This is a genomic window from Paenibacillus alvei DSM 29, from assembly GCF_000293805.1.
Lineage (GTDB): Bacteria > Bacillota > Bacilli > Paenibacillales > Paenibacillaceae > Paenibacillus_B > Paenibacillus_B alvei.
Window position 1 is genome coordinate 245,342 of the sequence record NZ_AMBZ01000001.1, and the last position, 14,412, is coordinate 259,753.

The following is a 14,412-nucleotide window of genomic DNA, read 5'->3' on the forward strand; positions in this document are numbered from 1 at the left end:
AAAAAAAGGAGCTGCATCCCCTATGCAGCCCCTCATTTCCAGCCTTATTTCGCTATTCGCTGTGACGGGTGAATCGTATCAACGAATAATATACCGTCATATTGCTCACGAACGATCATCGTTTCTTCAAGCATGCCCCACGCCTTGGCAATACGAGGGGTGAACATCCATGATGTACGCGGGTCAAGCTTAACTTGCATGAGATCAAGGAACTGATAGGCATGACCTCCCGCCTTCAGCAGCTCTTCTATACTTCCTTCATTGTGAGGTTGTGAAATTCGCTCGGTTTCCTTGCTGTTCTTGCTGGAGCTTCCCTGATAAGCATACAGACCGATCACATAATTGTCCTTCCGCAGCGAGAACGGCAGCATCTCTCCCATCGTTGGATAAGGATTATTGTCGAAGCCGAAGCCATTATGCTCAGTCACCATCGTCGAGTTATGCTTCCGTACATGATAATTGTGTCCCCATACGATGATCTTCTTATCTGGATACAGTTGCTCCGCAAGCCATGCCGCATTGCTCGCCATCTGCTGATCCCGTATATAACTTGCTTCTTTCATTTGGCGCTCAGGTTCAATACCGGCGAACAGTTTCACCATTCGTCCACAGTACGTTTCCAGCATATCGATCCGGTTCTGCAACACACGTTCCGTGACTGTCACCAGCTCCGGATGCTCTGGATACACAGCCTGCAGCTTCACTTTGTTTTCCCTTAGAAACATCTGAAACAGGCGATACTTCGCAATCAGTTGAGGTTGTTCTCGATTGAAGCGATCCATGTCGTTATAAGTATGTACTTTCAAATACCAACGTTCCGTTTGCACAAACGATACCGCTTTACTCTTGTCTGCATGCGCGAACCATTTCTCCATGAAGGTAATAAACGGCTCTGTAGTACCTTGCACATCAATCCCCGTCAATATGAGCGGTCGTGTTGTCTTGCTTTGCTCTACGATATATTCAAAGAGCGGCAAGTTCTCCTCGACCTGCCATACGCCAAAAATGGAGTTCTTCATCATTTCAGCAGGTGTATGATTGCGGGCTTGTACAAATGCGGCAGTCGCCTCGCCCAGATTCGATTCAAAAGCGAGGACATCGTACCCAAGCTGCTCATGCAAAAATTGAACCAGCCGAACCTTCACCGAATTATATTCCGCTGCACCATGCGATGCTTCTCCTAAGCTGATCAGGCGTTTATGCTGCAATAGCGGCTTCAGAAATTGTAAATCCTTGAATCGTTCAGCAGCCTTCCGATCTTTATCAAAGTTTACAACGCCCCCTGCAATCGGCTTCACATGTTCCTTCACCCACTGCTTCCATTGTGCGATTACGATTGCACTTGCCTTTCCTGCTTCTTCCGTGTCCGCACTGCTGGCTGCTGCATTGCTGCTTATAGAGGCGCCAGCAATTATGCAAGCTGCTCCGATTGCGAACACTCGCTTCCATCCTATCATTCGCTCCACCTTCCGGTTAGGTCTAGTTGTTCTCACATGGACAGCATATCTCGGGAAGGTTAAATTCATGGATGGATCTCGTTTAATTCTTGTTTAAAGGAAGAAATGTTACGCTTCCTCCGCCATATTTGCTCGTGCTTCCTTCGTTCGCATCCGCAGCAGCCTATGGATTGGATAGCGTTTTTTCCAACTGGACATCACGGTAGCCAGCATATAGGCTCCATAGCCTTCAATCAGAATCATAGACGGCATAATAAAATACCGATATCGCTGCTGAACCTCAATCAGCAAATGAACTCCCATATAACCCAATATCAATATTATAAAGAACAAATATTTCTGATCCATATCCTGACGGGAGATGATAAGAAGATCGACTGAGATGAATAGGATCAACATGATTACAAAATATGCGATGTATGAATACGTATGAATCATACTGAACAGATGGCTAACACTGGCCGTATTTAAGCTCCAATACAGCGCATCGACTTCGCTCCACATGAGCCTGATCTTACTTAGAAATAGACCTGATAATTTTCCAAGATCGGATAGACGCTCCTGCACCATTTCCTTTTCAATTCGGGTTCGTTCTTCCCCAAGCGGATATTGGGTAACCTTCTTAAAGTCTTCCTCCGAGAAGGCTCCCTCTGTATCATGATTGAAGCCCAATACGAATTTCCACATCGGATCATGATTCACTAATGGAGCATGAGAGATGCCCGTGCTAACCGCCAGAAGGCTGACGAAATAGAATACCGCAAAATAGGTGGTGAAGAAAATAACGACGAACCCGATCCCTTTTTTGATGGATTGCTTCTTCAGGACGATCAAATAGATCACGACATACAGTAGGATTCTTAAAAGAAGTACTGCGCCCAGCGGTCTTATCAGATTGCCGAGTGAGACGAGTACCGCCGTACAAATACTCACCTTCCAGCCCGGAGTAAGATTTTTGAGCAAATAGTAAAACGCAAGATAAAACAGAAAAGTGGCCAAATGTTGATTGGTGAGCACCGAGCTCATCACAATGCTTGGCACGAAGAAGCAGTACGTAATACTGGCGAATTTAGCCGCGAATTCATTGAAGATCATTCGCCCGATTTTATATACAAGCACCGTGATGCCCGTGCACCAAAGTACGTTTAGGATTTTCAATGGCAGCAAGCTTGTGCCGAATAATTTAATCATAAGCGCCTGATACATGGTGAAGCCCAATTGATATGTCCATGCCTGAAAATAATCGCTGTCGTTATAAGAGAAATCCCCCACCGACATTTTCACCGCCGCATCATACATAATATGAAAGTCCGACACCGGATTCGTATCAACTAGTAACACCCACATAAACCGTATACCGAATGCTATACATGCGATAAAGAAGACAAATGCCTGTTCCTCTTGCAAATGCCGATAGGCAAAATAGGCGAGCATAAATACAAAACATGTGTAGCCTGCCATGATAAACGGTACCTGAATAAGCATATCGGGACTGTATCCCATGAAGATGCCAATCATAAAAAAGAGAATGATGCACAAAAAAGAAAGCAAAATAAAAAGCAACGGTTTCTTGCAAATCCGCGCTTTACGTAACGACATCTCCAAGGATATCCCACCTGTTTCATTCAAATTGACAAAATCCATTGTACCATCATTTTTTCAAAATGATAGACCATCCATAATGTGACAACCACCACAACCAGTGCCGTGGACAGTCACCCTATACATAACAAAGCTGCACCTTAAGAAACGTATGCTTCCATTGCGCAGCTATGTCCTATTTTATTTATATATATGGAGTCGTAGACCCTCAATATTCGCAGGTTGCCGTTAAATAAGGAGATACTTTACTCTGGGCATCGCAATTCGAGCGAGTCCTACAACAAGTAGTAATACGACACTCTATTTCAAATTTGCCAATTGTTCATTGCGAAGCTTAATTCCATTCGACAACTTGCGAATCATGTCACGCAGCTCATCTGCAGAATATACCGTATTGCGTTCACGTACGACTGACTGTACGCCAGCTTCCAGACGATCCGCCTGTTCCATGAGCTGCCCTTCCTCTAACACCATAGCGGGAACAGACATCGGGTCGCTATACTTTACCTGCTCCTCCAACTTGCGCATCAACTCTACAAGCCCATCGCGCTCAGCATCTTTCCAGCCTTCCAGCTCCAGGCGTGCTCCTTGCACGACAAGAAGTAGCCGCTTCATTGCCTGCACCCGATAGCTTTCCTCCCTCTGCAAGCGTCCGACAGATACTCGGGTAAGGCCAATTAAAAGGGCTAAAATAAACGCCGCTGCAAAGGTAATAATATGGATCCACATATACATCTTCTCCGGCACGTCCATCACAAGCCAAAAGAGTACGATATGAATCAGAACAGCGATATTATACATGAAAGCAATTGCCATTATGGATAAATTCAGCGGAACCTCATCCTTATGCTTCGAGAGATGGAATAATACATTCATGCAAAATAAGTAGCTGATCAAACCCGCCAGCATCAGTGAACCAAGAGATAGCCACCATGAGAAGCCTCGGGAATCCGCCTCGCTAAGTCCAAAAAACAGGCCGGCTGTAACTGCTGCTAGGATGAAAAAGATCGCAGTCGTTATCCACTTCAATTGTAATACCCGCTTCATGATGATCCCTCCTGCACCAGCTTATTGCCGCATTCTACGCAAAATTTTTGGCCAGGCCTAACCTCAGATCCGCACTCCTTGCAAGTAAGTGCTGTCTCCTCGCCACAGTGCGGACAGAACTTGACCTTGCTCGTCACAGGCTTGCCGCAATGGCGACAAGGAACAGGCAGCGCTTGTCCGCATTCGATACAAGCACCTTGATCCGGCGGATTGTCTGCACCGCATTCTGGGCAGGGATGATACGGATCCCCGCAGTTCGGGCAGAACTTGGTCGTACGCGGCATCTGCTCCCCGCACGCCGAGCACTTCACCAGGATTGGCTTCTCTGCTCCGCCTGATGCAGCAAGCGATGTACCGCAGCCTGTGCAGAAGGATGCATCATGCTGATTGCTCCGATGACATTTCGGGCATACCATGTCCTGCCCATCAACTCGAAGCTCGCCTGCCAGTTGAGTCATAACGCCACCCACAGCTCCGCCGACGCCATATCCCATGCCAAGCCCCATTCCAGCCCCCATCAGATCCGACTTGACGCTGCTATCATTCTTCGCCACTTGTCCAAGCGTATCGAAGGTGCGCTCCTGCTGATAGGTGAAGCCGATAATGTTCATTTCAGCGCGCTTCGCAAGTGCTTCGCGCAGCCGCAGCGTTGCTGGATCATCCTCCGGTGTATTGACGGAGTCCACATAGAAATTAAGCAGTCGAATGCCGTATTCCTCGAACACCGGTGCAACCAACTCTTGAATATGCTTGGAAATATCCGATATGTAAGCATTAATTTCTAAAATACTAATCTTGCGATGAACAAAATAGGAAGAGATCAACTGATGGATATTCATCATCAATACGCCGCGGAAATATTCGGATAACGTCTCTTGATTGAACACCGGCAGCGTGCCGACAAGCTTGCCCACAAACTTGCGCGCATCTTCGATTTGAATGCCGAACTGACCGAAGGAGCGCACCTTCACGAACAGCTGGTATTTCGGATCCTGCAGCTGAAGCGGCGTTCTTGTTCCCCATTTCACATTGAGAGAATGCACCTTATTCACATACCAGACTTCTGCCGTGAAGGGAGAATCTCCACCGAACGGTAAGTTTACAATATGATTCAAGATCGGAATATTTGCGGTACTAAGCGTATATCTGCCTGCTGTGAAGCTGTCTAGTACCTGACCGCCTTTAAACAGGATCGCTTCCTGCGATTCATTTACAATTAGCTGCGACCATGTCGCAAGCTCCTGATTTGGAAATTTCCATGCAAATACATCCGGTGAACCGTCATATTTAATAACATCAATAATTGCCATCCCGTTGTAGTACCTCCGTATATCAAGTATGGAATTCTGCCACTGCCTTTAATAATGGAGCTTATACGCCCCTCTATCCATAAACTATGAAATAAGCGCTACATTACGAGTACGAAAAAGCTCGCATAATGTATCGTTAATGAAGTCCCCATTCCTAATCTTTCTTCTATCTGCTCCCGTTTCTATTATATAAGCCAGCCGCGTGGGACACCATCCTAATGATGGAAATCCAAAAGGACCTTCCCCTGATTCATGCTTGTCGAAATTATAAAGTTCATACACCTTTCTCATTGTGCATATATTTATTTTCGTGTTAAAATGTTTAGTGTTAAAACGTTTATCTTGCTGATCGATCATTTCAATTTCCCTCAACTCAACCCAGTATTGATTACCATATTTCAAGCACAGCATTAAACGATAATTGCAAATTTGTTAAAGCGATTCGCTTTTATTCTGCCTCTCTCCTCATCTCATTCATACATGGATTCATAGGATACAACGCCTTCTTCGTTCACATGCTTCACCACACACAAAACTACTATGCCGTACCTAGTGTTTCTTCAATATATAGCCTATTTGAGCTTTACAACCCTGCCTAGCTTGTAATTTCGCATTCTGCGCCACATTGTGTCCATCTATCATTCTCAGAGGTATGAATGCGGTTACATAGATTTGTTAGTGAAAGGAGATGTTTCCCTATTCCTCAGGTTCGATGAACTAATCCAATATGAAGCGGAGTGTGATTGAAATTGAAAAGGGCCAAAAAAGTTTGTACAATCTTGCTTTTTGTCTTTATTATGGTATTCACAGCCGTACCCTTGACTTCTGCCTTCGGCGCTTCACCTTGGGCACCTAATACTGCCTATCAAGCAGGTGATCTCGTCACCTATGGAACCGATACCTACCAATGTGTACAAGGACATACCTCTATTGTTGGATGGGAACCGCCAAACGTTCCGGCACTGTGGATCAAACAAACAGCTTCTCCCGATACGGAGCCGCCATCTGTCCCAACAAATGTTACAGCCAGCAATATAACAACTGAATCCGTAACCCTTGGTTGGACGGCATCTACCGACAATGCCAGTGTTACAGGCTATGACGTCTATAATGGAACGACACTCGCGGGTTCGACTGCGACGACTACGTTCGCCGTTTCAGGCTTAACGCCAAATACAACCTATACCTTCACCGTTAAAGCAAAAGACGCTGCTGGCAACCTTTCCCCAGCCAGCTCGCCTGTAAGCGCAACAACATTGGCCGTTATTCCAGATACCCAACCTCCTACAGCACCTGCTAATGTAACCACTGCCAACGTGACCAGCAGCTCCGTTACATTAACTTGGACCGCTTCAACAGATAATGTGGGTGTTACAGGTTATGATGTATACAATGGTTCCACACTTGCCGGTTCTTCGAATACAACTTCCTACACCGTTACAGGCTTAACTGCGAACACCGCTTACACGTTTACGGCGAAAGCAAAAGATGCAGCGGGCAATGTGTCAGCCGCTAGTAATGCAATCACCGTTACTACAAATCCCCAACCTTCATCACAATACGAAATTATTGGCTACTTCCCAAGCTGGGCTGCATACGATACACCGTCCTTTACCCCTGCCAATATTGACCCGAAAAAAGTAACGGTCATCAACTATGCATTCCTTGATATTTGCTGGAACGGCAAACATGGCAATCCTTCCAAGAGCCCCGATAATCCCAATCCAAACACATGGACCTGTCAAAACGGCGATGGCACTCCAAATCAAGCACCGAACGGCTCTATCGTGATTGGAGATTCATTTACCGACGGTACAGCCGATGGCGGATACAACCAATTGGTTACGATCAGACAGCTTAAGAACACCAATCCGAATCTTAAATTATTCGCCTCTGTCGGAGGATGGACGTGGTCCAACCAGTTCTCCAACACCGCGAATGACCCTGTAACAAGAGGCAACTTCGCCACTTCCGCCGTCAATTTCTTGCGTCAATATCAATTCGATGGTATCGACATCGATTGGGAATATCCGAACAGCATTGGCGTACCTTGCGCATCAGGCCAAACCTGTCAGCGTACAGCCGACAAAGCAAACTACATCCTGCTTCTGCAAACACTTCGCCAAGCCCTTGATAAAGCCGGACAACAAGACGGCAAGCACTACTACATTACGATCGCTTCCAGCGCAAACTCCAGCTTTCTTGCCGATGCAGGCGGCACCAGCAACTGGTTGTCCAACGCAGCTCAGTATTTGGACTGGATCAACATCATGACCTACGACTACTACGCTCCATGGGATGCCACAAGCGGCATCGTATCGCCATTGTATAACGACCCAGCCAACACAAACGGCAGCAGTCAATTCAACATCAACTCCACCGTAACCAACTATTTGAATAAAGGCATTCCTGCCAATAAAATAACCATAGGCGAACCATTCTATGGATATGGTTGGAAAGGATGTAACGCAGGTCCAAATAACAACGGATTGTATCAAAGCTGTACCGGAGAAGCTGCTGGCGGTTCGAGCGGCTCGACGTATGACTTTGCCCACATGCAAAACACAGGCCTGCTGTCTGCTGATTCCACAGGTAAATATACAGTTGCCGGCCAAGGTTATACCCGCTACTGGAACAGTGCGACGCAAACTCCGTTCCTCTACAATCCGTCTACGAAAATCTTTATTTCGTATGATGACGAGCAGTCCATTCATTTGAAAAATGAGTTTATCAAAAACAAAGGATTACGCGGCGCGATGTTCTGGGAATTAAACGCGGACAGAAACCGCACCCTGCAATCCGTTGTATCCAATGACTTGCCGCATTAATCCGATCAAGATGATACTTTAGCGATGAGGATGTAAAAGGTAAGAAGTTTCACGCAATTCAAATTAGAGCTTCCCGAAAGCAGAATCTCTGCTTTTTGAGGAAACAACAATCGTAACCCTTATCCGACGGCATTACCGCTATCACGCGGTACACCCCGTAAAAGGAAAAAAGAAGCAGAGATCCTATGTAATAATCTAGGATCTCTGCTTTTTGTGCCATGATGAATATCTTATTGCTCGTTTATCACGCGGTACAAAACGATTGCCGCCTGCGCTCGAGTGAGTGTTCCCGCCGGATCAAATTTGTTATCGGTGGTTCCTTTGATAAGTCCTTTGCTCACCGCGTACACAACGGCTGTCTTTGCATCCTGTGAGATGAGTGCTTCATCCTTAAATCCAAGCGATGCGCTTGAATGGGACAGATCAGCTTTCAATGCCCGCGTAAGCATCACGACCATTTTTTCGCGAGTAATCGGTTTACGTGCCCCAGGCTCTGCAATCCGCTGTTCCCAAGTCTTGCCGTTATTCGTCAAGCGATCAAGCAAGGTAGCGAACTCCGCTTGGGTAATAGCGTCGTTCGGCTTGAATGTGTGTATGCTGTCTTTGCCGCGCAGCAGTCCGTGAGCTGCAATGACTTCAATTTCATCCTTTGCCCAATGTGCAGTAAGATCATTGAAGGATATTGCATGCTCTGCAATCGTGTAGGTGCCGAACTGCGTGACCTGGAAGGAAATATGCTTCTTATCAGATGCCTTCATTCCGGCCAGTTTATAGCTCCAGGCATTTGTTGTTACGCCTTGAGTTTGTGTGTACACGCCTGCCTTAAGAATATCTTTTGTAGCTCCCATCAGCTTCAAGGAGATTTCCAACAGGATATTCTTTGCTTCTTGCGGCCCACGGATCGTGATCATCGGAGACGTAAAGGTCGTCTCGCCATGATGATTGCTAAATCCTTTGTCCTTATGCTCTGCAAGAGACACCACAAGCTCGAGTGCGCTCGTTCCGATAAGTTCCACAATAGATTTATTCGGAATGGTAATATCGAATTCGGCTGCAGACAGAAGCAAATCTTTGCCTGATTCCTGCAGCAGCTTGGCGACCGATTTGTCCAGCGTAAAGGAGACTTTATTGTAATCCTTCATGCTTACATCGCTAATATCGGATTGAACCTGCTTGGCATTTTTGTCCTGCAACTGTTCTTTCACGGTATTCGCATTTATCTTGAACTCCGCATTCACTGCATGATCCTTCTTCGTCTCTGCCAGTAATCCTGCCTTCATCGTCTTACCGGCTGGAATTGCTTCTACAGAAGTCGAAGATGAAGAACTACTGGATCCTCTGGAGCCTCCAGATGAGGAAGACGAAATTGGCAGCTCTGGCTTCGGATTCGGAACAGACGGCTTGATGACTTCTACGGTAGACGAGTGAATGTAACCGATTCGGATCCGGTCATTATTTGCATTGAATAGATTCGTATTTGTAAGATTGAAGGTATATTTTCCTTCTTGGTCGCTCAAGAAAGTGATGGTTGCTATGTCGCCGTCTCCTTCATAGGCGCCTCCGTTGAGATTTACGGAGTAATTCAATTGCTTCTGGCCATCAGGTAAATCGGTTATGTTCTTTGTCGTGATAAGTGGGACACCCGGATAGTTCAACTCTTGATAGGTTGCCATCGTAACGCTTGGCTTTATATCTAAAAGAGTTAAGCGGCTGTCGTAAGTAAGACTGAATGAAGCTGAATATACTGCCTCCGACACGGAATATTCGACCTTTACATCTAATGGATCTCCTGTCAAAACCTTAGGTTTGCTGAGGCTAGGAGATACAACATCGGACTTTTTATCGTCGACGAAGTTCGGCGTGACGAAGTTCTGTGTGTAATATACATTTGATTTCCCCCCGAAGTACACACCAACCCCTAGATGAGAAAAGTCCCCAAAAATATTCGAACGATGTCCTTTCGAGTTCATCCAGTTCTCGTGAACGAAGATGGCACTCGACTGTCCAGCAGCAATGTTTTCCCCTGCCTTTTGGTATACGATTCCGTCCGCCTTCAGTCGATCGAACGGGGATTTGCCGTCCGGATTGTTATGATCGAAGAAGCTTCTCAGCCCCATATCGTCGCTATGCTTGCGAGCAGTTCCCGCAGCCTTTTCATTCCACTTCAATGGCTTCATGCCCTCGCGGACACGCACAGCATTAGCCAAATCGAGGATTTGTTGCTCAAAGCTTGTCTGCAATCGTTTGCTAGGCGTGCCAAAGTACCCCTTGAACGCCAGTTCAACATCCTGGGCAATAAACTGGACAGCCGTCACCGTATTCCGTTGATGGAGATCATAGAACACGGTTGCATACATGTCGCCGACCTTGTACAGGCTATATTGTCCGCTGTTGTCCATATTGTAAATCGTATTGCCTTTCCTAATTTGACTGAGGGAAGATCCGAAGGCTGCCTCTACCTCCTGCTTGGTTGAACCGAATCCAATGCTGCCATAAGAATCCTTCGCATTCGTATAGAGTGCAACGACCTTGTGGTCCTGAACACCAACTTGTAAGTAATGTTTATAATCCTGATTGTAAATATACCACTCGAAGCCATATTCACTTAGATCCTTGCGAACCGGCTGTCCGATTTTTTGGAATAGTTGAGCCTCGCTCATTCCTATGGTGATGCCTTGCAGTTGGTCTGCCCCTGCCTGCGGAGCATTGTTCGTTTTCGTGACAGCAATCTTGCTACCGACCAGCTTGTCCGCTGCATAAAGGGTCGGCTGATGGATAAGCATCCCGGCCAACAGCGCAGCGCTAGCTGTAATCGTCATGCGCCGCATTCTGCCTGCTTTAATGTGTTTATGCTGTTCTTGGTATATTGCGTTGTTGGTTTCTGTACAACGTGTCCGCATCATTACATCTCCTATTCTTTTACATTCTGTGATCAAATTAGATGGACACCAGGGACGCTTTACAATAGCACAAAAAAAGCGCCGCCCTAATGGCAGCGCAGCACTAAAAAAGACACACGTAATGTCGCAATTAGGGCAACCCGGCTGTCATCGCATCGTGAAATGCATTAGACCCGTGGCTTTGCGTCCCCTGCTTTCGCTAGGGTTTGCCATTATCCAAATGTTACACAGGTTATATGTCATCTATAGTAACATGTAAATGAACAGCTTGTATACAATTGTGCCTATAGGTACGTAAAATTCATCGAGTCCCCGTTCTATCAACCCAGTACGATATTTATGTTCGTCATGCACTTCTTCCATGAAGCTGCCCCATTTAAAAAAAGATCATGAAAGTGATCGATCTACTACTCTCTTATTCAGGCTACCAGCAATATCTATGCACGAAAAGACCTCGCAATGGGATTGTTCTGCTTGCTCGAATTCATATGTGATGTACGAGTTATCGACCACAGTACTACTTCCAAATAGAAGGATTGCATCTTGTCACAGATTCAGATCAGTCCGAAGGTAGAAGGGTTCCTGCAGAGCACAAAGAAGCTGTTCATCAATGGCGAATGGGTGGATTCCGTACATAGAAATGTCTTCTCCTGCAGAACAAGTCGCTGAGATTTATAAAAACCGCTGGCAGATCGAGCTTATCTGGTTAATCAACAGGCGTGCAGTAAAATATCTATTACAATAGTCTGTGATGGACAAGGGGTCGCTCATCCGAGACGATTCGGATTAGCAAGTCATTTGGGAGTATTGTTTAACATTCCAGCAATAGGATGCGGTAAAACAAGTTAATTGGAGATTCCGAAGAACCTAGTCAAAAGAGTGGGGAATATGCAACTCTATTTGATCAATCTGACAAAATTGATGTCGTATTAAGAACCCAGGATCATATAAATCCTATTTATGTCTCCGTAGGACACCGAATCTCATTACCTACGGTATGCCAACCAGCTCTTGTAGACCGCCAGAACTTGCTATATGACGCGCACTTGTATACACCTTACCCAGCAGCCACTTTCTATAAATAGGCATCCTTGGCTTTCTCGTGCTCGTATTGACTGATGAGTCCTTGCATGAACAAACCGGCCAGATATTTTAGCGGATGCAGCCCACCTTTTGCGCCTCCACCTCCAGCATGACTCGTCCCTGTACTGCGACAGCAGCACTTGCCAGTAGACTCGTACTCACAGCCGCTCCGACAAATCCGCCTAATGCTGCTCCCATTGCTACTCCTATTACTGCTCCAGCTACTGCTCCTATCATCGGAATAGCGCCTTGAAACAAGCGCCTCGTCACATCATTTGGCGTGCGTCCGCTCAGGCAAAAATACATCGTAGCTGCAAAGCTGTATATGTCAGACGTGACTCCCTGCCGTGATTTTTCGGAGTAAAATTCAAGCGGCGAATATCCCGTGCTCGTAAAAATTCGATGTCCCGTCTTCTCATAGTATACGGCAGAACCGAAATCGAGCAGCTTCGGCTGGCCATCCTCTCCAATGATAATGTTCGCCGGCTTGATATCACGATGAATGATGCCACGCCCGTGAACATATTCAAGTGCAGATGCGAGCGGCAGTATCGTGTCACGCAGAAAATCGGCCACGGAAACAAGCCTTCCTTCTTCAATGAAGCGTTCAAGCGAAATACCCTTGCAATACTCCATTATCATATAATGCGTTCCGTTTTCCTGGAAATGATCCACAAGGCTAACGATATTCGGATGGCTCAATTTCTGAAGTATCTGTGTTTCCGTCAGGAAAGCTTCCTGCAGCCCATCAGATTGCCGTTGAACGGAGGGCCCGCTGCACAGGAAAGTTCGCTTGTCGAGGTCGCGAAGAGCTACCTGCCTCGGGTAGAACTCTTTCACGATGACCGCTGTTTCATCTTCTAGTTTCTGTCCCGCATATACAATGTCCAGCTCGCTGCAAGCGATTACTTTCTTTACTTTATAGGATTGATGAAGCACAAAATTTCGTTTCAAACAAATATCAGCATAATCCGGTTTCACGGTCTCCTCCAGAGGATCTGGCCTGAACGGGGACGAGGAAAATGCAATGTCCGGCATCAGACGCGTACTATCTATTATTGTAACACGCAACCCAATATTTTCTATTCAGGATTTTTATGATATCAACATGCGATGAGACAACGATCAGAAGAGATCATGCTTTGACCTTCAATCTTTTTCCATGATATAATCTTGCCATTCTTTCCAATGAGGTGAAATGGATGACTTTCCGCAACGTTCGAGGTATGTAGGTTCCGGGCTGGATCAAAACGCGTACCAGCTATCAAGGGGATAGTCTGCCCTTTTGAGTCCAACGGAACCTAGGAGCCACGCAGCGTAATGGAGATAGATGCTCACATTTCATATACTTGGGAAGGTGGATATACAAGATGAAAGCTTTTGATTACAAACAATTTTACGATCGGGTTGGCAAGCAGAACGGTTGGGATTTCAGCCAAGTGAAATCTATTACAGAAGGATTGAATTGGGAGTTATTCACGGAGGTTCGCGGGCTGTGCACTAAATCTGACATGCTGCTCGACATCGGCACTGGCGGCGGTGAATCTGTTCTCCCTATTGCCGATAACGTCTTGCAGCTCATCGGTATCGATGCTTCTGCAAGCATGATCCGTACGGCACGAGCGAATCTGGAAGCAGCTCAGAAGCCCAATGTGCGCTTTATACAAATGAACGCAGAGCTGCTCAAGTTCCCTGATCGTCACTTCGACATCATCACTTGCCGACATTCCGAATTCAGTGCCGCGGAAGTAGCCCGGGTGTTGACGGACGATGGCGTGTTCCTCACCCAACAAATCAGTGAGGGAAACAAGCTTAACCTGAAGCAAGCATTCGGCAGAGGCCAAGCTTATGGCGTTGAATCTGGCACCCTGCTACGTCAATATATAGCTGAACTGCGTGAAGCTGGATTTACCCATATTCAATCTGTGCTGGTTCAACTAACCCAATACTATCAGACTTCAGATGATCTGCTGTTTATTCTTACGCACACGCCGACAATACCGGACTTTGGACAATACGAACATGATATGCGCAGCTTCAATCAATTCGTTGCCGACAATATGACGAACAAAGGCATTCGAACGAATGAAGAACGTTTTGCTATCCTTGCTAGAAAGCATTAGATTGCGCAAAAAATAAAACAGGCTGTACCTGTCAGCAGACGTTCTGACATGGTGCAGCCTGT

At 46.2% G+C, this 14,412-nt stretch carries 9 protein-coding genes, 1 pseudogene and 1 riboswitch; of the genes and pseudogenes, 4 read left to right on the top strand and 6 right to left on the bottom strand.

Annotation, left to right across the window (positions count from 1 at the left end; genetic code table 11):
* Positions 1-44: 44 nt before the first annotated feature.
* The 4 genes from PAV_RS01300 to PAV_RS01315 form a co-directional block, all read right to left on the bottom strand.
* Positions 45-1,457 (bottom strand): erythromycin esterase family protein, encoded by a 1,413-nt coding sequence (locus PAV_RS01300; RefSeq protein ID WP_005542949.1) that lies wholly within the window; start codon positions 1,455-1,457, stop codon positions 45-47.
* A gap of 108 nt (positions 1,458-1,565) precedes the next feature.
* Positions 1,566-3,056, bottom strand: a complete 1,491-nt coding sequence (locus tag PAV_RS01305) for a glycosyltransferase family 39 protein (RefSeq protein ID WP_238555755.1) — start codon at positions 3,054-3,056, stop codon at positions 1,566-1,568.
* Between the two features lie 303 nt (positions 3,057-3,359).
* Positions 3,360-4,106 carry an APC family permease gene (locus tag PAV_RS01310; protein WP_005542952.1) on the bottom strand — a complete coding sequence of 249 codons (747 nt, stop codon included), beginning with the start codon at positions 4,104-4,106 and terminating at the stop codon, positions 3,360-3,362.
* Complete coding sequence (locus tag PAV_RS01315; protein WP_005542953.1) at positions 4,103-5,416, bottom strand: SPFH domain-containing protein; 1,314 nt, start codon at positions 5,414-5,416, stop codon at positions 4,103-4,105. The genes PAV_RS01310 and PAV_RS01315 overlap by 4 nt, the downstream gene beginning before the upstream one ends.
* Positions 5,417-6,159: 743 nt before the next feature.
* On the opposite strand from PAV_RS01315, the gene PAV_RS01325 reads away from it, so the two are divergent.
* Positions 6,160-8,244: a glycosyl hydrolase family 18 protein gene (locus PAV_RS01325; protein WP_005542955.1), complete on the top strand. Its 2,085-nt coding sequence runs from the start codon at positions 6,160-6,162 to the stop codon at positions 8,242-8,244.
* Between the two features lie 230 nt (positions 8,245-8,474).
* On the opposite strand, the gene PAV_RS33050 is transcribed toward PAV_RS01325, so the two are convergent.
* Positions 8,475-11,147, bottom strand: coding sequence for a CAP-associated domain-containing protein (locus PAV_RS33050; RefSeq protein ID WP_157266533.1), 2,673 nt, complete (start codon positions 11,145-11,147; stop codon positions 8,475-8,477).
* A gap of 128 nt (positions 11,148-11,275) precedes the next feature.
* Positions 11,276-11,365: riboswitch (cyclic di-GMP riboswitch) on the bottom strand.
* A gap of 322 nt (positions 11,366-11,687) precedes the next feature.
* Between PAV_RS33050 and PAV_RS36775 the strand changes: the two genes are divergently transcribed.
* Positions 11,688-11,813: a hypothetical protein gene (locus PAV_RS36775; protein WP_262866354.1), complete on the top strand. Its 126-nt coding sequence runs from the start codon at positions 11,688-11,690 to the stop codon at positions 11,811-11,813.
* 72 nt (positions 11,814-11,885) lie between these two features.
* Positions 11,886-12,145: pseudogene (locus PAV_RS35755) on the top strand (endonuclease V); the annotation flags it as partial.
* 151 nt (positions 12,146-12,296) lie between these two features.
* Here PAV_RS35755 and PAV_RS01340 read toward each other — a convergent pair.
* Positions 12,297-13,208, bottom strand: a complete 912-nt coding sequence (locus PAV_RS01340; protein WP_005542958.1) for a serine/threonine protein kinase — start codon at positions 13,206-13,208, stop codon at positions 12,297-12,299.
* A 389-nt stretch (positions 13,209-13,597) separates the two neighbouring features.
* Here PAV_RS01340 and PAV_RS01345 point away from each other — a divergent pair, with 389 nt between their 5' ends.
* Positions 13,598-14,350, top strand: a complete 753-nt coding sequence (locus PAV_RS01345; RefSeq protein WP_005542960.1) for a class I SAM-dependent methyltransferase — start codon at positions 13,598-13,600, stop codon at positions 14,348-14,350.
* The last annotated feature ends 62 nt before the right edge of the window (positions 14,351-14,412 follow it).